Source organism: Mesorhizobium cantuariense (assembly GCF_042647205.1).
GTDB classification, from domain to species: Bacteria; Pseudomonadota; Alphaproteobacteria; order Rhizobiales; family Rhizobiaceae; genus Mesorhizobium; species Mesorhizobium cantuariense.
Window position 1 is genome coordinate 1,202,089 of record NZ_JBHRVD010000001.1, and the last position, 23,679, is coordinate 1,225,767.

Consider the following 23,679-nt stretch of genomic DNA (forward strand, 5'->3'; position numbering starts at 1 on the left):
GATGGCGCGAAGGTGGGGACATGTCCGTTTCGGAAGATGGCACCAATCGGGCGGCGAGTTTTGCAGACCTGAAGAGATGGGTCGCTGGTCGCGAGATCGTTCTCCCGCCGCAAGTCAAGAAGTTGGCGGCGGCCGCCTTCGCGCATCCTGAGCTCCTGGCCTTTGAGAGTGCGAACAAGATCGCTGCGCAAACAGGCGTCTCGAAGACGACAGTCGCTCGATTCGCCAGGCTCCTCGGCAATCGAAACCTGAAAGAGGCGAGGCGCATCTTTCGCGACGAGCTGCGGCGGCGGAATAAATGGGCGTCGGGACGAAAGTCCTCGTCGTAGAGCAGCTGCCTGACAGATCGCTTGCCGCTTCTTGACTCTAAGCGGTGGCCCAGAATAGTGGCCGAGCTTTAGCGGCACTTTCCGGCTTAGCGCTTATGAATTTCGTGCTGGCATGCGGTTTGGGTTGGCTGGTTTTCAGTCGACGGAACCTTCAGGCGCTGCCGCAATAGGCACGTTGCTTTGACATGGAGAAATATGTTCCTTGTTCGGCGCAGTCCTCAAGCTGACGAGGGGCTTGGCTCGGTATCGATCGCACTGGGCAAAAGCCGGCAGAAAGCAGCATGACCGGCGATGCCGGCTGATCGGCATTTCACTCGGCTGCAACATATGCGGACCACCGCGGACGGGTACAGTCGGTCCCGCGTCCCGTCCTGCGGCCGGCGCTATGCTGACGCTCCTACGGCTGTCCCGTTCACCGCCCGCGGCGGGGGCGAATTTCCTCCGTCCAACGCGCGACAATCATCCGCTGTCGCAGACGCGCGCAGGACTGCGGTTTATACGCCGTTCTTTCTTAGAGCGCCGACGGTCGTCGGCGCGAAGAGCGACCAGATACAAGATAGCCGTCTACCCGTGTCCGATTGCCAACAAGCCGTGAGATAGCGGTTGCAGCGAATGTTTCTTTCCGCGGCGCCGCCACACCATCCCATTGGGACGACGCGTGAGATCTCAGCTTGAAATCCCAAAGCCGCAGATGCGCAAATCGTGTCTTCGGCCCTGAGACACCATCGCCCAACAGGACAGCGCGTTACCATCAGACGAGATGTATCGTCATTAGATGATCAGCCGTTCACCGAGTCCTTGAGAGCCTTTGCCGGCTGGAAGACGATCTTCTTCGATGCAGCGATCTTGATCGCGGCGCCAGTCGACGGATTGCGGCCATCACGTGCTGGCTTGTTCTGGACCTTGAACTTGCCGAAGCCATTGAGGCTGATTTCCTCGCCCTTGGCAGCGGCTTCCGCAATGCCCTTCAATACATCCTCGACCACGGATTTCGCTTGGGTTTTCGACAGGCCGTGCGCGTCTGCAAGGCGTTCGGCAATATCGATCGTGTTTACAGCCATCGTTTCCATCCCTTCTGAGTTGGTTCAACGATTGGCCTTATGGCACAGGCAATTCCACACTGTCATCGCGTCAAGGAGCGGAATCCGGTGCAAATCAACGCTCGAGCTGGGAATTTCCACCACTCCTCTCGCGAAAGTCACGCAGCGCATCACCTCGGCATCAGACGCCCGGCGTGGAAGCGACCCTTTCCCAGCAATGCCTCACCGTGCGTGAGGCGTGACCGCAGCAGGATCATTCGGCCATCCGCTTGCATCGCCGGTGTTGTGAAGTACCCAGTCAGCAAAGTGATCGGCGCGGTAAGCGCCTCGTCGGCCAGATCGTCTCTCGAAAACATGTCCATGTGCCCGCGCGACGTCAGGAAGCATTCGTTCGCGTTCGGCGGCTTCTAGGGCAACCGTTATGCTTGTCGGCAGATCGGCCTCCCGGATATCCGACGTGCGAACTCCAGCGTCTGCAAGCATCGAGCGGATCACGCTTCCAATGGGATCGCAGCCGAGCGTACCAAAAACGCGAACGTGGGCTCCGGCTGCTGCCAGAACCATGCGGGCCACTCCGCCGCTGCCGCCGGGCCGGAAGCTGACCTGATCGACAAATCCTTCTTCCCCGGTGGAGGCAGCATTGTCACCGGCCGCAGGACGAGGTCGGCTTGGATGTTCCCGATCACGGCTACAGGTTTCAATTTTCTTGCCATGGAGCGTCTACGCGCTTTTCAGGTGGTTGAGCTCCTGCTGAGCCGTAAGCGAATTGACCATTTCGACGATCTCCAACGCCTTGAGGCCGTCTCGCGCATCCGGATCAACTGGCCGCTCTTCGAGAACTGCGGCAGCGAAAGCTTCGAGCTGGAGCTTGTAGGGATCCGTGTCACCGAACACTGGTTCCTCGTAGCTCGACTCCGCAGCCCTGAAGATACGTAGGCGGCTGGCCTGCCGGGAGAATGGGAAGGGGATATCTGCGCTTATAAGGGGCCGGGAATTTCCCCTGCGCTGCTCCAGAAAATCCTGCCGACTGTCCATCATCGATCGAGCCGCATGGGCGCGGCAAAGTTCGACCCCGACAGCCGAAGAAGCAATGGCAGTTCGGGAAACGACAATCTGGTCGGAACGCGCGGTCTCGCCTTGTGCGCTATGGGTAAAAGGAACTGATTCGGAAGCCTTATTTCCGGATGTAGTCGGGAAATTCTGCTCTGATCAGATCAATAATCGACAGTGTGCCTGAGAGGTGTTTTCTGATCGCAGCGGTGGCGGCATCCGGATTGCCTGATGCGATTGCTTCGACTATCGCCTCGTGGTCGGCCAGCACGGTCTGCATCTTGCCCGGCATGGGCAGGTTGAGACGACGCAGCCGATCGAGGTGCACGCTCTGACGCCGGACGTTCGCCCAGAGTTGCAAAATGTCCATCTTTTCATAGATCCTTCGATGGAAATCATGATCGATGCGGTCGAAAATGTCATAAGTTTCCCGCGACGCGACTGCCTTCTGCCGGGCAAGAATCTCGCGAAGTTCCGCTGCCGTTTCCGTCGGCGCTTGCTCGGATAGCCGCCGCACCGCTTCCAGTTCAATCGACAGCCGCAGGAACTGGGCTTGCTTGGCGTGGTCAATGTCGATCTTCGCTACCACCGTCGCATATTGGGGATAAACCTCGACGATGCCCTCCTCCTGCAGCCGCATCAGGGCGTCACGCACCGGGGTCTGGCTCACTCCGAATTCCAGCTGCAGAGCGCCGCGCGATAGAACCGTGCCCGGCACGAGCTGCACCTTGATGATCCTTTCCCTCAGGATTTCGTGCACTTGGATCGCAACTTGCCTGGAGCGATCCAGCTGTCCGCTCCTGATCATTTCACTCATGTATCTTCCATCCCTCTGTTGCCAAATCACTAAACCACAAATTTTGAGTTGATGCACTAATGTTTTAGTGCTTTAGTGCATCATCGCTTTGGGAGTAAGCGGAACCGGGCCGGCGTGCCCGAACCATTGGGAGGTAACCATGCGTCTGTTCATCAGCGGGATGACCGCACTTGCCATTGCTCTGGGCCTTGCGTGGCCGAGTCATGCGCAAGAGAAGACCAACATCTCGATCACCCGGCAGCCCGGCATTCTCTATCTGGCTAGCCATGTGATGGAGACGCAGAAGCTCATCGAGAAGGACGCCGCCAAGGAGGGGCTCGAGGGCGTCACCGTTGAATGGCGGACCTTTAGCGGCGGCGGCGCCCAAACAGACGCGCTGCTTGCCGGCAATGTCGATGTGGTCAACACCGGCACCGGCAACCTTCTTCTGCTTTGGGATCGCACCCGCGGCAAAGTGAAGGGCATCATCACCAGTTCGGCCCAGCCTGTCATCATGGTCTCCAACGACCCCCGCGTGAAAACGCTGAAAGACATCCAGCCGAGCGACAAGATCGCCGTGCCCACCGTGGGGGTGTCTACACAGGCAATCCTGCTGCAGATAGCAGCTGCCAAGATGTACGGCGACGACCAAGTGAGAAAGTTCGACGCTAACACAGTCCAGCTTGGTCATCCGGATGCTGTCGCGGCAATCGCAAATCCAAACCATGAGGTGAAGAACCACTTCTCTGCCCCGCCCTTTCAATATGTCGAGCTGAAGCGGCAGGGTGTCCATCGTGTCACCGACTCTCGCGAAATCATCGGCGGCGCGCTGACCCAGGCCACCTTCTTCACCACGACCGCTTTTGCCGAAGCCAATCCAAAACTTGTCAAGGCGCTCCGTAGCGCCACCGAAGAGGCCGTCGCCTTCATCAAGAAGGACCCGCGAGCCGCTCTCGAAGCCTATAAAACCGTTTCCGGCGACAAGACCAGTCTCGACGACCTCCTCGCCATGCTGAAGGAGCCCGGCATGGATGAATGGCGCACCGATCCTCAAGGCACGATGAAATTCGCCGAACACCTCTACAAGATCGGCACGCTCAAGAGCATGCCAAAGACTTGGACCGACTATTACCTGCCCGACAGCGTCTATCTGAACGGCAACTGATGGATGTCCCGGCAGCCGCAGCGGCGACGCCGCGGCTGCCTTTCTCACGGAGTGATCCCATGATGGAAGCAACCGTTGCTGCCGCCGAGCGCCCTGCGCCGGCATCCGACAAGGCGCCCCTTCTTTCAGTCGATCGCGTGACGCTCAGCTACAAGACGCCGAACCTCCTTGTCACCGCCACCGACGACGTCAGTTTCAACGTCCGCGAATCCGATCGTTTCGTCCTGCTGGGGCCATCCGGCTGCGGCAAGTCCACGCTGCTCAAGTCTGTTGGCGGCTACATGATGCCCTCAGCAGGTACGATCCACATCAACGGCCGCCAGGTAAAGCGTCCCGGGCCGGACCGCATGATGGTGTTCCAGGAATTCGATCAGTTGATGCCGTGGAAGACGGTGCTGGAAAACGTCATGTTCCCGCTGCTGGTGGCGCGCAAGCTGCCGAAGGCAGAAGCCGAGGCGCTGGCTCGCCAGTATATCGACAAGGTAAAACTGACCCGCGCAATCGACAGCTATCCACACACGCTGTCGGGCGGCATGAAGCAACGCGTGGCGATTGCCCGTGGCATGGCCATGCAGCCGGATATCCTGCTGATGGACGAGCCGTTTGCGGCACTCGACGCACTGACCCGACGGCAAATGCAGGACGAGTTGCTGCAGCTTTGGGAAGACACGAAGTTCACCGTGATCTTCGTCACCCATTCGATCGCCGAAGCCATCAAGATTGCCAACCGCATTCTGCTGCTCTCGCCGCATCCCGGCCGAGTGAAGGCCGAGGTCGTCGATGTCGACAAGGTGAGTCACGAAGACGGCAGCGCCGCCGTTCTCGAACGCGACATCCACAACCTGCTATTCTCAACCGAGCTCGGTCACAAGGAATAGAGCAATGCTCTCCGCAAACATCATCATCGCGTCCGACATCGAAGCGATGAAACCGTATGAGAACGTCAAGCCGGTCGAGCAGAAGCTCAGCTTGGCCGAAACGCTTTGGGGCATCGGGGCGCTGCGCAAGACGCTGCTCATCCTGATGCTCGCGGCAATCTGGCAAGTCTATGCCTCTTTTTTGGACAATCCGCTCCTGTTTCCCACGCTCAGTGACACCCTCGTGACGTTGGTCGAGCGATTCCAGGATGGCACGCTGCCGGCTCGCATCTGGACAACATTGCAAATCCTGTTCATGGGGTACGCCCTCGGTACGGTGCTGGCCGCGTTCTTAACCGTGCTTGCCATCAACACTCGCATCGGAACCGATTTCCTCGAAACGATGACGGCGATGTTCAACCCGTTGCCGGCCATTTCGCTTCTGCCGCTGGCGCTGATCTGGTTCGGATTGGGCGCATCCAGCCTCGTCTTCGTGCTCGTCCACTCAGTGCTGTGGGCCGTCGCGCTCAACACCCACTCCGGCTTCCTCGGTGTGTCGCGGACGCTGCGTATGGTCGGTGCCAATTACGGGCTGAGCGGCATGTCCTACGTGCTACGCATACTCGTGCCGGCCGCGTTCCCCTCCATCCTCACAGGGTTGAAAATCGGCTGGGCTTTCGCCTGGCGTACTCTGATCGCAGCCGAACTCGTCTTCGGGGTGTCATCCGGACAGGGCGGCCTCGGCTGGTTCATCTTTGAGAACCGCAACCTGCTGGACATTCCGGCGGTCTTTGCTGGTCTGCTGACAGTGATCATCATCGGCCTAATAGTCGAAAACCTCGTCTTTCAGACGATAGAGCGCCACACCATCCAGAAATGGGGGATGAAGGAGTAACTGCGTTGCTCCCTTCTCTCGCAATTTAGGGCAATCTCGATGCGAAACAAAAAAACGTCCGAAACGCTGAGAAGCGCGCGCTGGTTCGCGCCGGACGACCTGCGCAGTTTCGGCCATCGCTCGCGCTTGATGCAACTCGGTTATGCCGAGGAGGACTTTCGCGGCAAACCCTTCATCGGCATTCTCGATACCTGGTCAGAGATGAACACCTGCCACGCCCATTTCAAGGAGCGCGTGCAGGACGTGAAGCGCGGGGTCTTACAGGCGGGCGGTTTTCCTGTCCATATGCCTTCTCTTTCGGTGGACGAAAGCTTCACCAAGCCGACTTCCATGCTCTACCGCAACATGTTGGCGATGGAGACGGAGGAAATGATCCGCTCACATCCGCTCGACGGCGTTGTACTGATGGGGGGCTGCGACAAGACCACGCCTGGCCTTGTGATGGGAGCATTGTCCGCCGGAATCCCGATGATCTACCTGCCTGCCGGCCCAATGCTGCGCGGCAATTATGCCGGAAAGATCCTCGGCTCCGGCTCCGATGCGTGGAAATACTGGGACGAGCGCCGTGCGGGCAACATTCCCGACGAGGAATGGCTAGGCGTCCAGAGCGGCATCGCCCGCTCCGCCGGCACCTGCATGACGATGGGCACGGCTTCGACCATGACCGCGATCGCCGATGCCATGGGTTTGACACTCCCTGGCGCCTCGTCGATCCCCGCGGTGGATTCCAACCATCAGCGGATGTCGGCCGCCTGCGGGCGGCGGATCGTGGAAATGGTTTGGGAGGAATTGACGCCGGACCGGATTGTGACCGATGGAGCCTGCCGCAATGCTGCGATCGTCGCCATGGCCACCGGCTGCTCCACCAATGCCGTCGTGCACCTCATCGCCATGGCGCGTCGCGCCGGCGTCGCTCTGACGCTCGACGATCTCGATGCGCTCGGCCGCGTGACCCCGCTGATCGCAAATGTCCGCCCCGCCGGTAAGGACTACCTGATGGAGGACTTCTTCTACGCCGGCGGCCTCAGGGCGCTGATGAAGCAACTCGGCGACCGGCTCGACCTGTCCGCCATGACCGTGACCGGCAAAACCATGGGCCAGAACCTTGCAGGCGCGCAGGTTTACAACGACGACGTCATCCGACCGCTTTCCAATCCAGTCTATCACGAGGGCTCGCTCGCTGTCCTGCGCGGCAATCTTTGCCCCGACGGCGCCATCATCAAGCCGGCTGCGTGCGATCCGAAATACCATGTGCATCAGGGCCCGGCGCTCGTATTCGACAGCTGTTTAGAGATGAAGAAGGCGATCGACGATGAAAATCTTGATGTCACGCCCGACCACGTTCTGGTTTTGCGCAATGCCGGCCCGCTTGGTGGACCGGGCTTTCCAGAATGGGGTATGTTGCCCATTCCCAAGTCGCTGATCAGACAAGGCCATCGCGACATGCTGCGCATCTCCGACGCACGTATGTCGGGCACATCCTACGGTGCCTGCGTCCTGCACATTTCGCCGGAAAGCTATGTCGGTGGCCCGCTCGCTCTCTTGAGGACCGGCGACACGATAAGGCTCGACCTGCCGAATCGCAGCCTCGAGATGTTGGTGAGCGACCACGAGCTTGCCCGCCGCAAACTGGAATGGAAAACGCCGGGCCCCCGCTTCCAGCGCGGTTACGGCTGGATGTTCTCCCGCCATGTGACCCAGGCCGACCAGGGCTGCGACTTCGATTTTCTTGAAACTGGCTTTGGCGAAAAAGCCGGCGAACCGGATATCTATTGAGGAAGGAACGACGATGAGCGACTACACCTTGGGCGACGAGACCCGCGCTAAGCTCAAGAAAATCTCGACCGCTTCGATCGCCACGGCGCTGTTCAAGCGCGGCCTTCGCAACCAGTTCATCCAAGGCGTCGTGCCGGTGGCGCCGAAGGCGGAGGCTATGGTCGGCCAAGCCTTTACCCTGCGCTACATCCCGGCCCGTGAAGACCGCAACTCGATTGCCGTGTTCCGAGACCCCAAACATCCGCAGCGCGTCGCGATCGAATCGTGCCCACCTGGCCAAGTCCTCGTGATGGATGCGCGTAAGGATGCCCGCGCCGCCACCGCCGGTTCGATACTCATTACACGGCTTGCGCTTCGGGGGGCCGCCGGCATTGTCACCGACGGCGGCTTTCGGGATGCCGAAGGTATCGGGGCGTTGGACATGCCTGCTTTCTACGCCAGGCCGTCTGCCCCAACCAACCTCACCCACCACGAAGCACTTGACATCAACGTGCCGATCGCCTGCGGCGACGTCGCGGTATTCCCTGGCGACGTTGTGGTCGGCGACCGCGACGGCGTGATGATCATTCCGGCCCATCTCGCGGAAGAAGTTGCCGAAGAATGCACGGGCATGGAAAGCTACGAGGATTTCGTGCTTGAGCAGTTGAAGGGCGGAGATTCGATCATTGGCCTCTACCCTCGCACGAAGGACGAATATCAGCAAAAGTACGAAGATTGGCGTACGGAAAGAGGACGTTGAGCTTGTAATACCTTGCATGGCCACAGCAATGGTTGTGGCGTGCAAAATCCGATCATGTATCGTCGGCACGTTGGGTGGCGATACTGGCGATCAGCCTACGAGAGGCCTCGTTGTCAGTTGATCTTTGGCAAGCGCTATCGACCGCAAACATGCACCGGATCATGGGATTGGTGTGATTGATGATGGTAGCGCTGCAGCGCTACTGCCCTTCCCCAAGCTTATCGTCCTGTCGACATCTCGGGATCTCATCGACATGTTGAGTGAATCTGTCGATGGCATCGACAGATAATTTCCGAAGCAAGGCTCACCCTGCCAATGGCCCGGGACGGCGGCCTGTCGTTTCAATGCGTCGAATTTGCCTCTGGACGGGCTGCTAGGACGACAGTTATCTCGTGATGTCCTTGGCTTGCAGTGGGCCAGAGATCATTCGTCGCTCGGTGGCTGGGCATAGGATTTCTAATGGCAACCAACGACATGATCCCAAAAGCCCCACGCCCAGAAGCATTCGAGATTTCGCGAGTTCCTGAGGCCTTACAAGTACCTTCTGCCGGACGTTGTCGCCTCGGAAGCCTTCTTGGTTCGAGCGCTCGATCTTGCAAATGAGGTCGACACTGCTTTTGACAGAAAGGGACATCGCGTCCTGTTCGCGCGAGAAGACCTATACGAGCAGGTCTGGGCAACACCGATCAACTATTTGGCTGAAAAATTCGGAGTGTCAGGCTCCTACCTTGCACGTGTTTGTGAGGCACTCAATGTACCGCGTCCGCCAGTGGGCTATTGGCAGAAAAAGGCGGTTGGGAAGGCTAAGCCTCGTCCCGAGCTGCCGACGGCGCTTCCCGGCGATCAATTGAGTTGGTCGAGGGACAAGCCCATCGCAGTACCTGTCAAAACCGCGTCAGACGAAAGCGAGATGGCGCGGCCATGACCAAGACCATCAGATCGGGTCGTCACCCGATGCTGATCGGAGTGGAGGGGCATTTCCGGAAATCGCGAAAGGTCGAAGAGGGCGCCACCCGATCAGAAAATGGGTCGTGTCCGCCTAGAAGAGCGTGAAGCGCCCAGGAAAGATAGGAAGTATGGGCGCTACTCCTCGCGGAGTATCTGGTCGCCACATCGACCGACAATCACCTACATTGGATCCGTGCCCATCGGCCTTGCGCTTACCGAGATGACCGAACGAACCACCATGCGCTATGTCGGAGGAAAGTACGTCCGCGAGGATAGCAAGGTATTAAACTCGGCCAGATCGTGGCAGTTGGCCGAGCACGGACTCGACCGAGGTGCTGCCGACTACGTGGTTGTCGGCGAGCAGAATGGCTTTCCGGTTATCGGACGCCTGCTGGAGCGCGGGCTCTATGATGAGCTTCGCGGATCGGCCTACGCCATCGTCGACGGCATCGATGGACGCACGCATCACATCAGATTCCAGGATATCGACGCCACCGGAGATTCAGCACCGCGCTCCATCGTCGAACTTCGGAGCTATGCCGATGCGAAAGGGCGGGATCGCGTTTCGCTCGACCTTCCGATCATCGACCAGATCCATGCCGGCGGGGCGACCTGGCTTGATCGCCAACTTGTTGCATCCGAGCCAGCCACTGGGGGAAGGCGGGTTTGGCGCGCAAGTCAGAAAGACAATGGACGACCGAGCCGATCATCTCGTGGACGCGGGCCTTGCGAGGCGTCAGGACCAGCGGATCGTCTTTGACCGAAACCTTCTTGCGACACTCCGGCAACGGGACCTTGAAGCCCTTGGCGAGAGGCTTTCGACAGAGCTGAACTTGCGGGCGCAGAAATCGACGGCGGGTGATCAGATCGTTGGCGTATATCGCAAGCGTTTCACGCTCGCCTTGGGCCGTTTTGCCATGATCGATGACGGGCTAGGGTTCAAGTTGGTGCCATGGTCTCCATCGCTAGAAATGCACGTTGGCAAACACGTCTCGGGGATTGCACAAACAAATGGCAGCGTCGACTGGGGCCTTGGGAAGAACCGACGCTTAGGCCTGTGACACGAGTACGCAAACAGCAAACACCGGCGTGATCCGCATGTTTATTGGCGCGTTTCTACAATTCGCTTCTGCGCCATGCCGTTGTTGGAACGTGCATGTACAACACGAGGGGGCGCGACTGGACCGCGCTTCATGCCAGCGCTTTCGAGATGTCGTCCGCCGTCTGAATGACGAGCGGAGCAAGACCTTCGAGGCGCATGTCAGGCATACGCTCCGCGGGTCCCGATACGCTGACCGAAGCAAAAACCCTGCCGGCCGCATCCCGGATGGGCGCGCCAATGCAGCGAAGACCGACCTGGTTTTCCTCGTTGTCGATCGCGAACCCGCGGGACCGAATGAGTGCGAGCTCTTCAAGGAGCTCGCCGAGATCGGTGATCGTAGTGGGGGTGTAGCGCTTCAGACCCTCTTCCTGCGCGATCCGACGCACCAGCGCCTCGTCCTGGAACGCGAGGAATGCCTTGCCAACGCCGGTGCAATACGTCGGGGCGCCCTCGATGGTGGTCAATGTGGTGAGCCGCGAGCTCCCCATCTCCTCCCGCTCCACGCAAACCATCTGGCTACCGTCGAACATGTGGAAATGGATCACCTCGCCGGTAAAGAGCTGCAGCTTGGCGATGTGGGGATGTGCCCGTCTTGGCGTGTCTAGGCTGGCAAGCACGCTGCTGCCGTAATGAAACATCTTCAGGCCGAGCCTGTAGCTCTGGCGGCGGCCGTCCTGATCGAGCATCCCGACCTCTCTCAGGGAGGCAACAATGCGATGGACTGTCGTGCGGGGCATGCCCGTGGCATCCGAGATCTCGCCCACGGTCAGGGCAGGATGAAGCCTTGTGAAGCAGTCCAGCACGGCGGACATCTTCCTGAGCGACTTTGCTCCGGAGTCCCGGCTCTCGCGGGCGTCTTCATCAGGTCCGTCGGCGGACGGAACGCGAGCCGCCGTAATGACTTCGGCCTGGCCCATGGTTTTCCTTTCCATATCGCTCATTGCCTCGACATTATCCCGCGCACCCGAGTCTCGAGACGCCGCGCCATCAGTTCGAGACCGAAGCATAGGACGAAATAGGCCGCGGCGACGACCGTGAAAACCACGAAAGGCTCGTTGGTCCTGATGACGACTTCTCGCCCCAGACGCGTCAGTTCGCTGATTCCCACGACCGAGACCAGCGACGTATCCTTTACCATCAGGATCGCCTGGCCAAGAAGCGAGGGGATAATTGCCATCAGGGTTGGCGGCAGCACGATATCCCTCAGCCGCTGCGTCAGGGTGAAGCCGAGCGCGATCGCTGCCTCGTTCTGGCCCTTGTCGAAACCCAGTAACCCGCCGCGGACGATCTCGGTCATGTAGGCCCCGTGGCTCAGGGCGAGCGCGATGATCGCGGTCGAAACCGGGCCGATGTCTATGTCGTAATATGGCAGGCCGTAGTAAATAAGGAAGATGAACATGAGGAAGGGGACGCTACGGAAAATATAGACATAGATAGCCGCGATGAAGCGCAGCACCCTGGAGCTGGAACTGCCCATCACACCGCCCATGACACCCAGCGCGAGCGCGGGAAAGAAGGCCGAGACGATAAGCACGATGACGATCGGCATCCCGGAAAGGATGAGGGTGGCGGCGTCGTAGACGAGCGAGAAGATCATCACGCTCATACCCTCCGATGCCTGGAGAAGCCGGCCCGACGCTCGTACTGATCGACAAGCAGATTGAGCACGGCGCAAATGACGACGTAGATCACGCAACTTGCCAGATAAGCCTCAAGGAATTGGTAGGTCTCGTTGCCGACGTCGTCGGCGGCCTTGGTGATCTCCAGGACCGCGATCGTGTAAAGCAGCGAGGTATCCTTGATCAGCTGAACGAATTGGCCGGTGATCGCCGGCAGCACGGTCGGCGCGGCCTGTGGAACGAGGACGCGGGCCAGCAGTACGCGCTGGTTGAGACCGAGCGCCATCGCCGCTTCCGTCTGTCCCTGGGGGATGGCGGCGAGCCCGCCACGGGCGATCTCGGCGATGTAGGCTCCCGAATTGAACGTGAGTGCGACGACACCGGTGGCGAACGCCGACATGGTGATGCCGATCGCCGGCAGCCCGAAATAGATGAAGTAGACTTGCACGAGCATCGGCGTATTGCGCACGATTGAGACATAGATTCCGACGATGCGTCCCGCGATGCCTCTCGAGGAGAAGCGGACGACACCGGCCAGAACACCGACAAAAAGAGAAAGCACGAGGCCAAAGGCGGCGGCTGTCAAGGCGTTGGCCAGTCCGCGCAGGTAAACGTCCCGATATTGCCAGAAAAGGTCATAGGCCGTTGTGAACATCGCGGGCCTCAGTGATGCAATATCTGGTCGAGGAAGGCACGGGTGCGCGCCTCGCGGGGACTGGCGAAGAAATCGACAGGCGAAGCCCGCTCCACGACTTGTCCCTGTTCCATGAAGAGTATCTCGGTGCCAAGCTCGCGGGCGAAACCCATCTCATGAGTCACCACGATCATTGTCATCCCGCCGGATGCCAAGCCGCGCATGACCTGCAGCACCTCTCCCACCATTTCGGGATCGAGTGCCGAAGTCGGCTCGTCGAACAGCAGCAACTCCGGCTCCATTGCGAGCGTACGGCAGATGGCGACGCGCTGCTGCTGGCCACCGGAAAGTCGCACGGGATAGGTATCCGCCTTGTCGGCCAGGCCGACACGATCGAGCAGCGCCCGGGCGCGGTCGGCGGCCTCGCGCCTGTTTCTCCCCAGCACCCTTCGCTGTGGTAGCGCGACGTTCTCCAGGACCGTGAGGTGCTGGAAGAGGTTGAAGCGCTGGAAGACCATTCCGATCCGGCGATAGAGATCCTGACGGGGCAGGCTCATGAGATCGCATCCCTGGATCGACATCGAGCCGCTGGTGAGCGGACTGGCGAGACGGTTGATGCTCCGGATCAAAGTGCTTTTCCCCGAGCCGGAAGGGCCGCACACAACCAAAACGTCTCCCTTGCCGAACTCGAACGAAACATCGCGCAGCACATGGAAACTGCCGAAGTGAAGGTTTACGTTTCTCGCCTCGAAGAAGGTCATTCGCTTACCTGAGTGAAGAGGAGCCGGACGCGAAAGCGCGTCCGGCGTCGCAAGTGGCTATTCCAGCGTAGTGCGCTTGCCGTCGCCGCTTTCCGGCACATAGGCGGAAATACCCGTCTGTTCGACCAGCTTCTTGCGTTCCTCGGACACGCCGCTGTTCTTCTCCAGGAAGTCCTTCTTCCAGGCGTCTCCGTCAACCCAATAGGCGCGCAGCGCTTCGAGCTTGCCGTTGGCCTTGATCTCGGCGAGGAAAGTGTCGAGATATTTCTGCGCGCCGGCATCGTCCTTGCGGACGGCGAAAGCCCATTCGTCGGAACTGATCAGCTCGCGCGGCTTTTTCAGCGATACGAACCCATATTCGCGGCTCACGACCCCGAGCACCGCCAAGTCGTTCAGCGCGGCATCGACGCGATTGGTCTTAAGCGCCTGGTAGGTGTCAGTGTCGTTCGGATAGCTCTGGATCTCGGCATTGGCGAAGAACTGCTTGGCGATATCGACCGCGCTGGTGCCCGCCTTTACCGCGATCCGCTTGCCCGGCTGGTTCAGATCTTCCCAGGAGGCCGCCTGACCGTCCGGCCTCACGATCGCCACCACGCCGGTGGAGTACCAATTCTCTTTCGTGAACAGGATCTGCTCGGCGCGCTTCGGCGTGACCGTCATGCTGGTGGCAAGAATGTCCGACTTGCGCGTGAGCAGCCCCGGAATAAGGCCGGCCCATTCGACATTCCTCAGTTCAAGGTCGACGTCGAGCCTGGCGGCGATCATGCGATCGAGGTCGATCGAGAAGCCCGCCGCATTCCCGTTCGCATCGCGGAATTGCCAGGGCGCCGCGGATAAATCGTTCATGATGACGATCTTCTTGTCGCCATGGATCTTCGCAAGCGTCGGACTCTCGTCTTCGGCGCGGGCAGCGCCCGCTGTCACCAGCAATCCGAGCGCCAACGGAACAAGTTTCTTGAAATTCATCGATCACTCCCATTGATCAAGCTAACTATCCCGCATATCGGAACAAGTGCGGAATTGACATCGCCATGCATCCACATTTTTCCGAAATGCGCAAGCCTAGCCCTTGACGAAATCGAATTATATGGGTTTTAAATAGGTCGTAACGCCATCATATTCCGTATTGTGGGATATGCAGCTTAATCGCTAATTTCTTGGAGAATGACATGTCCTCACAATCCGTTTCCGGCCAGAAGCTCACGGGCATCATCCCGCCTATCACCATGCCCTTCGACGCGGACGGCAATTTGATCCCAGGCGCGATCGCCGAGCAAGTCGACTTCATGATCGAGCGGGGTGTCGACGGCATGGTGGCGGGAGGCAGCACTGGCGAGGGCCACACGCTCAACGACGTCGACTTCACCGCATCGATGAAGGCGGTCCATGACGCAATCGATGGCCGTGTCCCATTCCTGGCCGGGCTGATCATCAACAGCACGCGCAGCGCCATCGAACGTGCCCGCATGCTCAAGGGCTTGAACATCGCGGCCATGCAGGTCACGCCCGTGCACTACCTCTTCAAGCCCAACGAGGACGCCACGGTCCAGCATTTCCGCACGATCTGGGAGGAAACCGGCATCCCGATCATCATCTATAACGTGGTTCCGTGGAACTATCTCAGTTCAGACCTGATGCTCCGCATCATGGACGAGGTTCCGGGCGTCATCGGCATGAAACAGAGCGCGGGCGATCTCAAGCTCGTATCGGACTTGCTCCACCGCCTGAAACCTGAAAACGTCGTGCTTACGGGCACCGATGCCTTGCTTTATCCGGCATTCTCGCTTGGCGTGCACGGTGCGATTAGCGCTTTGACCTCGGCGGTTCCGGCGGTCACCGCAAAGCTCTGGAACCTTGTCCGAACCGGCGATCACAAGGCTGCGCTCGATCTTCACCATCGCCTGGCCGATCTTTGGGACGCGCTGCCCCACGACAATCTCCCCGCCTGCGTGAAATACTGCCAGCACCGGCAGGGACTGGCTCTGCACCTGCCGCGCGCGCCGATGTCGCCGGTCAGCGACAGCCAGAAGGGCCGTATCAATGAGGCGTTGCAGGCGCTTCTCGCTTAAGCCGTGAGCGATGGCGGGACGTCATGAAGCGTCCCGCCATCGCTGCAGACAAACGTACGAAGGCGGGCGGCTCGCCCAGAGGAACAGAATATATGGATTGGCATGCGTCCCTGTGGCCTGTAGCAGGCAGCCCCGACAGAATCAGCGGGATCGAACTCAACCAGATCTGCGACATCGCCGACCTCGCCCGTGAGGACCCGGATGTGATCAAGCTCTGGATCGGCGAAGGTGATCTTCCTACGCCGGACTTCATCCGCGAGGCGGCGGTCGCTTCCCTGGCCGCGGGGCAGACGCGATACACCTACTCCCATGGCGTGCCCGCCCTTCGCCAGGCGCTCGATCGCTATCACAGGCGGCATTGGAAGGTGGATGTCGGGGCGGACCGCTTCAGCGTCACCGCGGGCGGGGTGCAGGCAATCATGCAGGCCTTCCAGGCGGTGCTCAGTCCCGGCGACGAGGTGATCGTTCCGGTGCCGGCGTGGCCCAACCTTGTCGAGATTGTCCGCATCCTCGGTGGCAAAGTGGTGCCGGTGAATTACCGCACCGCCGAACAGGGGGGCTTTCGCCTGGACCTCGACGACCTCTTCGCCGCCGTCACGCCGCGCACCCGCGTGATCGCGATCAACTCGCCGTCGAATCCCACGGGCTGGATCATGCCGCGCGAGCAGATGAGGCAGGTGCTGGATTTCGCGCGTTCACGCGGCATCTGGATCGTGTCCGACGAGGTCTACGCCCATTTCACCTATGACGGCACGATCGCGCCATCCTTCTTGGAACTCGCCGCGCCCACGGACCGGCTGATCGTCACCAACACCTTCTCCAAGAACTGGTGCATGACCGGTTGGCGCATCGGCTGGCTCATCTATCCCCAGGGCATGAGCACGATCTTCGACAATCTCAGCCAGTACAACACGACCAGCGTTGCCACATTCATCCAACATGCCGCTGTCGCCGCGCTCGACCAGGGCGACGACTTCATCAAGGCGCTCGTGGCGCGCTCGGCCAAGGGCCGAGCGATCATTTGCTCAGCGCTCGACAGCCTGCCCAACGTGCGGGTGTTCTGGCCCGAGGGAACTTTCTACTTCTTCTTCTCCGTCCATGGCATGAACAGCGCCTACGACGTGGCGCGGCGCATCCTGCGTGAGGCGAGCGTCGGCGTGGCGCCCGGCTCGGCCTTCGGCCAGGGCGGCGAGGCCTATCTGCGTGTCTGCTTTGCGGTCGATCCCGAACTCATCCAGGAAGGTGCCAACCGCCTCGTTGATTTCCTCAGGAAGGTCGACTGAACATCATGAAGAAGCTGATCAACGATCCCCGGAACATTGTACGGGAGATGCTGGAGGGTCTTGCCGACCTGACGCCGGACCTGGCCCTGCTGGATACCGAGAATGTCGCCTTGCGCGCCGGCCTGCCGCCTGCAGCGGAGCGGTCAGTAGCCGTGATCTCGGGCGGCGGCGCCGGGCACGAGCCAGCCCATGCCGGCTATGTCGGGTCAGGCATGCTGAGCGCGGCGGTGACGGGGGACGTGTTCACCTCGCCCAGCTCCGATGCTGTCCTGGCGGCGATCCGCGCGACCGCCGGACCCGCAGGCGCGCTGCTCATCATCAAGAACTACACCGGAGACCGGCTGAACTTCGGAATTGCCGCGGAACTCGCGCGCGCCGAGGGTATTCCCGTCGAGATCGCAGTCGTGGCCGATGACGTGGCCCTGGCAGGCATCGTCGCGCCAGAAAGGCGCCGCGGCATCGCCGGCACGGTGCTCGTACACAAGATCGCGGGAGCAGCCGCGGCGGCCGGACTCTCACTGGCCGAGGTGGCGCAGCGCGCGCGGTCGGCATCCGCGCGGATAGGCACCATCGGGGTCGCGCTGGGCGCCTGCACCGTTGCCGCCGCATCGCTGAGCAATCAAGGTGCCCGTCTAACCTGGGTCCTCCTGTTCACCCTGGATCCTCCTATTCATAAGAATGGGCCAAGCTCCAGTCCGATAATCCGGTCGGTGTCGTCGGACATTGCCGTCAGGAAGATCACCGGCACGATCTGTTCGGCGCGGATGGCGCGGCAGAGTGAAAGCCCTTCCTCGCCTGGCATCATGATATCGACGACAAGCAGGTCTGGTGGATCACGCACGAGCCGGCGCCTTAGTTCCGCGCCGCTTTCCCCTTCGCTGACCCGGAAATCGTGCTGGGTGAGATAGCGCGCAACCAGTTCGCGAATCTCAGCATGGTCGTCAACGATTGCAATGTGCTAGCACATGTCTGCCAGTGGGACGTGGGTCGCGTCGATGCCAGTCCCATTTGGTAAAGAGGCGCTCGTCTATGCCGCGAGTGCTTCGACCACAGCATCCTCGTCAACCACGACCTCAGAAAAGAGACGCGAAAGGGCGGCCTCTCTGACAGGGCGATCGAGGGCGTATGAGGTCCGCGTAAAGTGAACCCCATCCAGAAGTCCGTTGATGTAGCCTGCAATCGTGTCAGCCGCCATGATCAGCGCAGTATCAACAGTATGGATGTATCGGCTCGTCACCGTGCCACGCGAATGACCGAGCAGAGACGCAACGGTTGCTTCTGTAAAACCGAGGTCGTTGGCTATGCTCGCGAAGCTATGGCGGAGCACGTGAGGCGTTATGCCCTCAAGTGTGGTCCCCTTGAGAACCTTCTTCCAGTATTTAGGAAAGCCAACCAGCGGCTTTCCCTCGACCGTGCCCGGAAAAACGAAGGTGCCACGCTCGCCCACACTTAGATCGTCCGTCATGTTTAGAACCGGCAGCCCGGCCCCGATTTGCGAGCAGTACCGCCGTGGGTCGCAAGAATAGCCGCTCTGGGCGACCAGTGGGCGACTGACAATGCCAAGCCGCTGGCTCGACGGCGGCGCTGCACCATCTGCGTGCGACGCGCGCCAATCCCAAGGCGCCTCAAACGTTCCGACCCACAGACCGATCTTCGCTGCCTCCGCCTTCGACTGCTGCGCTGCGTAGGCGCCGCGGCTGTAGCGGGGCCAATCCAGCGCCTGGCCGTGCTCGACCATCCAGGCGGCGACGCTGGCACCATCGGCACGCCGGCAGTCGCCGACAAAGCGGCCGTAGCGGTCCCATGTGACGAAGATGCATTGGACCGGCCTAGAAGCAGCTAGAAAACCGTCCAAGGCTTCGGCGGAACGCCTGCCGCAGGGATATTCAAAGCCCTTCGCGTCGTTGCAGTACTGGTGACTCTCCGGCGCGTCGATCCCATTGAAGCGAACGCGTTGCCCGTGCACCTCAATTGTATCGCCATCGATCACAGAAGCTACGCCAGCAATCGCTATCGGCCTTGGCTTGATCAAGTTCTGCAGATTGATTTCTGGCACCGATCCGCTGTTATGCGTGACGAACTGCGTTACCAAAGCCGCCGTCGCTGCTACCGTTATGAAGACAAGCCGCTTTGGCGCACTGGCCAAAAGAAGTGCGCGACGGCGCCTGGCGCCCGTGCGCTTTCGCCACGGATCAGAGCGTTTGTCGTGTCGTGATCTATCCAAGCCCCTCTCTCCCTAGCGGGAGAATGCTTCCATCCCGAAATAGAGTCCAGAGAGCTCGTCAAGCGTTTGCTAATGTGCGGATTGACCTCTCGTCGCTGCCGTGCTCCTCTTTTCGTGAGGGGAAAGAATATGCCGACGCTGAGAGATTCGCAGTACCGAGCGTTTGCAAGACGCGAGCTTCATAGACGCCAGAGCGGGAGATGCATCTACTGTAGCCGCGAATTAACGAAGACCGGCCCAACTCGCATGACTATCGAGCACTTGAAGGCGAAGATGAAGGGCGGCAAGGACGATCTCAAAAACCTGGCCGCGGCCTGCTTCCACTGCAATCAGCTTCGCGGCCAACAAATGAACGCCACCAAGCAACGCAAAGAGGTCAAGGCCGTGAGCGCTAGAGTTAGTTCTCCGGCCCTGCGACAGGACGCGCGGGACGCTTCGGCAGTATAGAAAGTGGCCGGCAAGAACGCGCTCAGCGCGCGCTTACGGGGCGCGCGGAGGCCGGCCCGCCTACCCGCCCTGACGTCTATGAAATCGCGATAGCCAACTTCAAACGGCCTGCTGTCCATAGCGCCGAGCGTAAGCCACAATTGCATTGCCATGGAAGGCATAGTGCAAACAGGGGAAGAGATGGTCTTGGCCATCTCTCCCCCGCGAATACCGCCTGCGTCAGAGCGGGGCCGCCCGCTCGCAAGGCGGCGCGGATTATCATCCGCCGAACTGATCCGATCCGCCCCGCTCGACGCGCAGCCCAGCTCCGCTCGCCGGCATTCGCCCCCCTCTCTGCCGTGCGCTCACGCGCCCCCGGAAGGCATGCCGAGGGGCATGCCTTCGGCATTTTAACGGGAAAGGACCAGAACTATGACCATCCATGCAAAGAGTGCGGAAACCACGACAGCCAGCGAGAGCGGCACTGAGGTTTTCATTCCCCTCAACAAGTTGAAGAAGTCGCCCCGCAACGCGCGCAAGACCCCGCACAGCGAGACAATCATCGAAGCCTATGCCGCGAGCATCGCCGCAAAGGGCATCTTTCAAAACCTTGTGGTGGAGCCGGAGTTTGACGGAGAGGGGACGGAAACCGGCTTCTACTTCGTCACTATCGGCGAAGGCCGCAGGCTGGCGCAGCTTTTGCGCGTGAAGCGCAAGCAGATCAAGAAGACCGAACCGATCCGCTGCGTCATCGATATCAAGAACGATCCGCATGAGATCAGCCTGGACGAGAACATCACCCGCGAAGACATGCATCCTGCCGATCAGTTCGAGGCGTTCCAGCGCCTCAATGTCGAACGCGGATGGGGTGCGGAGGAAATTGCTGCCCGCTTTGGCGTGACCGCCCATGTCGTGCGGCAGCGTCTGCGGCTTGGTGCCGTCAGCCCCAAGCTGATGCAGGTCTACCGCGATGGTGGCCTGATCCTCGACCAGCTGATGGCTTTTGCTATCACCGACGATCACGCCCGGCAGGAGCAGGTTTTCGAAACCCTCACCTACAATCGCGAGCCCTACCTTATCCGCCGCGAATTGACGCGGACCCATGTCGCGGCTGCTGACCGTCGCGCCGTGTTCATCGGCGCGGAAGCCTACATCGACGCGGGCGGCATGATCATCCGCGACCTATTCACCGATGATCGTGGCGGCTTCTATGACGATGCGGCTTTGCTTGACCGCATGGTCATCGAGAAGCTGCAAGGCATCTCGGAAACCATCAAGGAGGCCGAGGGCTGGAAATGGGCGGATGTCCACATCGACTATCCGCATGCGCTCGGCCTGCGCCGTACCTACCCGCAGCCAGCGGATTTGTCGGAAGAAGACGAAGCCGCCTATCAGGCGGCATTCGATACGTTCAACCAACTGACGGAGGAGTGGAAGAGCGCCGAGGAATTGCCCGACGATGTCGATCAGCGTTTCGGCGAGCTTGAAGCTGAGATCGAGCGCGTCGATGCACTGCGTCACGCCTACGACCCGGATGTCGTCGAGCGCGGCGGCGTGTTCGTCATGCTTTCCCATGACGGGACGGCTCGCATCGAACGCGGCTTCATTCGCGCCGAGGACGAATTGCCGGCACCGGAAGCAGGCGACGAAGGCCACAGCATCAATGGTGATGGCGAGATCATCGAGGGCGATATCAGCCCGGACCCCGATGGCGGAAATGATGAAGACGCGGAGGAAGACAGCAAGCCGCTTTCCGATCTTCTCGTCCGTGACCTGACAGCCCACCGGACGCTTGGCCTTCGCCTTGCGCTCGGCGAGCAGCCGGACATTGCCATTATCGCCGTCACGCACACGCTCGCCGCGCAGGCCTTCTATCAAGGCATGGAAGCCCATTGCCTGGAAATCCGGCCGACAAGCACGTATCTCGGCGGCCACGCCGATGGCATCGAAGATACGGCAGCGGCCAAGGCGCTGGCGGATCGTCATGCAGGATGGGCGGCGGACATCCCGGCCAACGTCGCGGACCTGTGGGGCTTCATCGCCTCGCTCGATCCTGCCAGCGTCATGGCGTTGTTTGCTCATTGTGCGTCACTCACCGTCAATGCGGTGAAGCAGCCTTGGGAGCGCAAGCCGCGCGCCCACGAGACGGCAGATAGGCTTGCGACGGCGGTTGGGCTCGACATGACGGCACATTGGACGCCGACCGTGCGCACCTATCTCGGGCGGATCACCAGGGCGCACATCCTCGCCGCAGTCGGCGAGGCTGTCAGCAATGAAGCAGCGGAAAGGCTTGCTGCCTTGAAGAAGCAGCCAATGGCAGAAGCCGCCGAACAGTTGCTGGCCGCGACCGGCTGGTTGCCCGCGCTGCTACGGACCTTGGAGTCCGCGACGGCTGGCGATCTGCTTAATCTGGCAGCTGAGGAAGGTATGGCGGACAAGCCTCCCATTGCGGAGGACACGCCCTTGAAGGATGCGGCATCCCCTGATAGCGCCGGCGCGAGTGACGCAGGTGAGGGCTTCGACGTCGCCGCCGAATGAATGGCAAAACCCGGAGCCGCCAAGGCGGCTCCGGGTACTGTCAGAATTTTCCGGCCACGCTGTTCAGCGTGGCCGGGGACCTCGACCGCACGACATCGGGGACAGGGCAAGGCGGTGGCGGCTCCTCTCGTGGCGATGCCTCGTCCACCACATGCCTGCTTTCCGCTTGAGGTGAACGCCTCGACAGTCCCTCTGCTCAGCTTGATGTGTATTCGCTCTGTTGCCGATCTCGACCATGCCCGCATTGCGTCATCTGATGAGCCCCTCGGATCGGAGAGGCTCGAAGCTGTGATCGTCTGACCCTCAGGGATGTGTCTGGTATCCATGCCGCGACTGACGAAGTAACCGCCAGCGCGAGTGTCCTGCCTTGATTTCCATTCTCCAAAGGCGGGGGCAATCGCCGTCTTGCCGGCAAGGATGAGCTGGGTTTCAGATCGGCCCAGGAGCGTTTGCGGTCCGGATGAGAAGCGCGATCACATGGCCATCGCGGCGGTTCCTCCTCATGTGGCAGGCCACGCCCACTGCGTCCTCGAATGGCTTGGGTCTGACCGAAGACCGGCTTCGCCTCGATCGTCTTCCTGCAACGTCCAGCGCTGGCTTTTTTCCGCCGCCGACCCAGAAGGCCGGCTTTGCATCGCGAAACAAAAAAGCCATCGCTGGCCACCTTCCACTTCGTTCCAGCCCGGTGGGTGCAGTCCGATCGTCTTCGGTCTCAAGACCCCATCGAGGACGCGATGGGCGCGGCCCGATCAAACGGAAGGAACCACCACAATGGCCACCATCGGCATGTTCACCAGCACTGCAAAGGGCTTCAAGGGCTCGGTCAAGACCCTCAACCTCAACGTCAAGGCCGTCGATTTCGTCCCCGCCGAAGGCGATAACGAAAAGGCTCCGGACTACCGCATCTTCGCCGGTGCCACCGATTATGCGTAGCGCGGGATTATGCGGAGTCTTATGCTGGAGTCCTTTGTATTCCAGGACTTTTGGGGTTTTTCGCACCGCATAATAACAAGCTGATGCGCGCGGCGCCCCGCCGTGTTGGGAGGCGCCGCGGTGTGGATCAGCGCGACCAGATCAGGGCATACTTGCCATCGTCGCCTTCGAAGAGGTTGGCGTAGATGGGTGCGCTGAAGGAGGGATCGTCGAGCTTGACCGAGTGGTAGGTCCGGTCCTCCTTGGAGGTCCGTCGCCAGGCGGCACCGATCTCGACGCCGGAGACGATGACCCGCAGGTCGGGCGCCTTGTCGCTGGTTGCGGCGGGGTCGCTGGGGACGAGGCGCGCCTTGGCGTCGATGGCGAGGGTCTTGATGGTGCCGGTGTAGGTGCCATCGTTGCTGAGGGTGAACGAACCGATCTGGGACATGGTGGAACTCCTGTGCTGTGTTCAAGCCCGCGACCATCGCGGCCTTGTGGCGATCTGGAGCCCCG

The 23,679-nt window shown here is 60.6% G+C and carries 25 protein-coding genes and 2 pseudogenes; 16 read left to right on the top strand and 11 right to left on the bottom strand.

Translation table 11 applies throughout. From position 1 onward, the window contains the following. Nucleotides 1-20 precede the first annotated feature (20 nt). Nucleotides 21-329, top strand: a complete 309-nt coding sequence (locus ACFOJ9_RS05685) for a MurR/RpiR family transcriptional regulator (protein ID WP_378977503.1) — start codon at nt 21-23, stop codon at nt 327-329. Between the two features lie 779 nt (nt 330-1,108). Here the strand turns inward: ACFOJ9_RS05685 and ACFOJ9_RS05690 are convergent. Together ACFOJ9_RS05690 and ACFOJ9_RS05695 are read right to left on the bottom strand one after the other, a co-directional pair. Further along, on the bottom strand, nt 1,109-1,390 hold the full coding sequence (locus tag ACFOJ9_RS05690) for an HU family DNA-binding protein (RefSeq protein WP_378977505.1): 282 nt from the start codon (nt 1,388-1,390) through the stop codon (nt 1,109-1,111). Between the two features lie 201 nt (nt 1,391-1,591). Continuing rightward, nucleotides 1,592-1,933, bottom strand: coding sequence for a hypothetical protein (locus ACFOJ9_RS05695; RefSeq protein ID WP_378977507.1), 342 nt, complete (start codon nt 1,931-1,933; stop codon nt 1,592-1,594). Between the two features lie 108 nt (nt 1,934-2,041). Between ACFOJ9_RS05695 and ACFOJ9_RS05700 the strand changes: the two genes are divergently transcribed. Continuing rightward, a complete protein-coding gene (locus tag ACFOJ9_RS05700) occupies nt 2,042-2,305 on the top strand; it encodes a hypothetical protein (RefSeq protein ID WP_378977509.1) in 264 nt (87 codons plus the stop codon). Nucleotides 2,306-2,543: 238 nt separating this feature from the next. On the opposite strand, the gene ACFOJ9_RS05705 is transcribed toward ACFOJ9_RS05700, so the two are convergent. Then, nucleotides 2,544-3,236, bottom strand: coding sequence for a GntR family transcriptional regulator (locus tag ACFOJ9_RS05705; protein WP_378977511.1), 693 nt, complete (start codon nt 3,234-3,236; stop codon nt 2,544-2,546). Nucleotides 3,237-3,375: 139 nt separating this feature from the next. Between ACFOJ9_RS05705 and ACFOJ9_RS05710 the strand changes: the two genes are divergently transcribed. The 8 genes and pseudogenes from ACFOJ9_RS05710 to ACFOJ9_RS05745 all read left to right on the top strand — a co-directional run bounded on the left by ACFOJ9_RS05710 (nt 3,376) and on the right by ACFOJ9_RS05745 (nt 10,656). After that, complete coding sequence (locus ACFOJ9_RS05710; RefSeq protein WP_378977513.1) at nt 3,376-4,380, top strand: ABC transporter substrate-binding protein; 1,005 nt, start codon at nt 3,376-3,378, stop codon at nt 4,378-4,380. 59 nt (nt 4,381-4,439) lie between these two features. Then, nucleotides 4,440-5,258, top strand: a complete 819-nt coding sequence (locus ACFOJ9_RS05715) for an ABC transporter ATP-binding protein (protein ID WP_378977514.1) — start codon at nt 4,440-4,442, stop codon at nt 5,256-5,258. Nucleotides 5,259-5,304: 46 nt separating this feature from the next. After that, a complete protein-coding gene (locus ACFOJ9_RS05720) occupies nt 5,305-6,132 on the top strand; it encodes an ABC transporter permease (RefSeq protein ID WP_378987584.1) in 828 nt (275 codons plus the stop codon). Nucleotides 6,133-6,171: 39 nt separating this feature from the next. Further along, nucleotides 6,172-7,908: an L-arabinonate dehydratase gene (araD, locus tag ACFOJ9_RS05725; RefSeq protein WP_378977516.1), complete on the top strand. Its 1,737-nt coding sequence runs from the start codon at nt 6,172-6,174 to the stop codon at nt 7,906-7,908. A 13-nt stretch (nt 7,909-7,921) separates the two neighbouring features. Beyond that, entirely contained in the window at nt 7,922-8,647 is a 726-nt protein-coding gene (locus ACFOJ9_RS05730; protein WP_378977518.1) for a ribonuclease activity regulator RraA, read from the top strand. 574 nt (nt 8,648-9,221) lie between these two features. Beyond that, nucleotides 9,222-9,572 (top strand): hypothetical protein, encoded by a 351-nt coding sequence (locus tag ACFOJ9_RS05735; RefSeq protein ID WP_378977520.1) that lies wholly within the window; start codon nt 9,222-9,224, stop codon nt 9,570-9,572. A gap of 261 nt (nt 9,573-9,833) precedes the next feature. Beyond that, nucleotides 9,834-10,097 (top strand): annotated as a pseudogene (locus ACFOJ9_RS05740) (DUF3363 domain-containing protein); the annotation flags it as partial. A gap of 115 nt (nt 10,098-10,212) precedes the next feature. After that, a complete protein-coding gene (locus ACFOJ9_RS05745) occupies nt 10,213-10,656 on the top strand; it encodes a DUF3363 domain-containing protein (protein ID WP_378977522.1) in 444 nt (147 codons plus the stop codon). Nucleotides 10,657-10,786: 130 nt separating this feature from the next. Here ACFOJ9_RS05745 and ACFOJ9_RS05750 read toward each other — a convergent pair whose 3' ends face one another. From ACFOJ9_RS05750 to ACFOJ9_RS05770, 5 genes are read right to left on the bottom strand one after another with little or no spacing between them, the layout of a single operon-like run. Next, the gene (locus ACFOJ9_RS05750) at nt 10,787-11,638 is read right to left on the bottom strand and encodes an IclR family transcriptional regulator (RefSeq protein WP_378977524.1); all 852 of its coding nucleotides are present in this window, start codon (nt 11,636-11,638) and stop codon (nt 10,787-10,789) included. After that, a complete protein-coding gene (locus ACFOJ9_RS05755; protein ID WP_378977526.1) occupies nt 11,635-12,303 on the bottom strand; it encodes an amino acid ABC transporter permease in 669 nt (222 codons plus the stop codon). Before ACFOJ9_RS05755 ends, ACFOJ9_RS05750 begins: the two co-directional genes overlap by 4 nt. Further along, complete coding sequence (locus tag ACFOJ9_RS05760) at nt 12,300-12,971, bottom strand: amino acid ABC transporter permease (protein WP_378977528.1); 672 nt, start codon at nt 12,969-12,971, stop codon at nt 12,300-12,302. The genes ACFOJ9_RS05755 and ACFOJ9_RS05760 overlap by 4 nt, the downstream gene beginning before the upstream one ends. 8 nt (nt 12,972-12,979) lie before the next feature. Next, nucleotides 12,980-13,711, bottom strand: a complete 732-nt coding sequence (locus tag ACFOJ9_RS05765; RefSeq protein ID WP_378977530.1) for an amino acid ABC transporter ATP-binding protein — start codon at nt 13,709-13,711, stop codon at nt 12,980-12,982. Nucleotides 13,712-13,768: 57 nt separating this feature from the next. Further along, nucleotides 13,769-14,677, bottom strand: coding sequence for a substrate-binding periplasmic protein (locus ACFOJ9_RS05770; protein WP_378977532.1), 909 nt, complete (start codon nt 14,675-14,677; stop codon nt 13,769-13,771). A 203-nt stretch (nt 14,678-14,880) separates the two neighbouring features. Between ACFOJ9_RS05770 and ACFOJ9_RS05775 the strand changes: the two genes are divergently transcribed. From ACFOJ9_RS05775 to ACFOJ9_RS05785, 3 genes and pseudogenes are all read left to right on the top strand, one after another. Continuing rightward, nucleotides 14,881-15,780 (top strand): dihydrodipicolinate synthase family protein, encoded by a 900-nt coding sequence (locus ACFOJ9_RS05775; RefSeq protein ID WP_378977534.1) that lies wholly within the window; start codon nt 14,881-14,883, stop codon nt 15,778-15,780. Between the two features lie 23 nt (nt 15,781-15,803). Beyond that, nucleotides 15,804-17,063: a pyridoxal phosphate-dependent aminotransferase gene (locus ACFOJ9_RS05780; RefSeq protein ID WP_378977536.1), complete on the top strand. Its 1,260-nt coding sequence runs from the start codon at nt 15,804-15,806 to the stop codon at nt 17,061-17,063. Between the two features lie 5 nt (nt 17,064-17,068). Further along, nucleotides 17,069-17,668: pseudogene (locus ACFOJ9_RS05785) on the top strand (dihydroxyacetone kinase subunit DhaK); the annotation flags it as partial. Nucleotides 17,669-17,733: 65 nt separating this feature from the next. Here ACFOJ9_RS05785 and ACFOJ9_RS05790 read toward each other — a convergent pair. Both ACFOJ9_RS05790 and ACFOJ9_RS05795 read right to left on the bottom strand, forming a co-directional pair. Continuing rightward, nucleotides 17,734-18,018, bottom strand: a complete 285-nt coding sequence (locus ACFOJ9_RS05790; RefSeq protein WP_378987587.1) for a response regulator — start codon at nt 18,016-18,018, stop codon at nt 17,734-17,736. 72 nt (nt 18,019-18,090) lie between these two features. Then, entirely contained in the window at nt 18,091-19,287 is a 1,197-nt protein-coding gene (locus tag ACFOJ9_RS05795; protein WP_378977538.1) for a tyrosine-type recombinase/integrase, read from the bottom strand. A 129-nt stretch (nt 19,288-19,416) separates the two neighbouring features. Between ACFOJ9_RS05795 and ACFOJ9_RS05800 the strand changes: the two genes are divergently transcribed. From ACFOJ9_RS05800 to ACFOJ9_RS05810, 3 genes are all read left to right on the top strand, one after another. After that, nucleotides 19,417-19,734, top strand: a complete 318-nt coding sequence (locus ACFOJ9_RS05800) for an HNH endonuclease (protein WP_378977540.1) — start codon at nt 19,417-19,419, stop codon at nt 19,732-19,734. Nucleotides 19,735-20,145: 411 nt separating this feature from the next. Then, complete coding sequence (locus ACFOJ9_RS05805) at nt 20,146-22,251, top strand: ParB/RepB/Spo0J family partition protein (RefSeq protein WP_378977542.1); 2,106 nt, start codon at nt 20,146-20,148, stop codon at nt 22,249-22,251. Nucleotides 22,252-23,022: 771 nt separating this feature from the next. Further along, the gene (locus ACFOJ9_RS05810; RefSeq protein ID WP_378977544.1) at nt 23,023-23,184 is read left to right on the top strand and encodes a DUF736 family protein; all 162 of its coding nucleotides are present in this window, start codon (nt 23,023-23,025) and stop codon (nt 23,182-23,184) included. 127 nt (nt 23,185-23,311) lie between these two features. Here the strand turns inward: ACFOJ9_RS05810 and ACFOJ9_RS05815 are convergent, their stop codons facing one another. Continuing rightward, on the bottom strand, nt 23,312-23,614 hold the full coding sequence (locus ACFOJ9_RS05815) for a DUF736 domain-containing protein (RefSeq protein ID WP_378977546.1): 303 nt from the start codon (nt 23,612-23,614) through the stop codon (nt 23,312-23,314). Between the last annotated feature and the right edge of the window lie 65 nt (nt 23,615-23,679).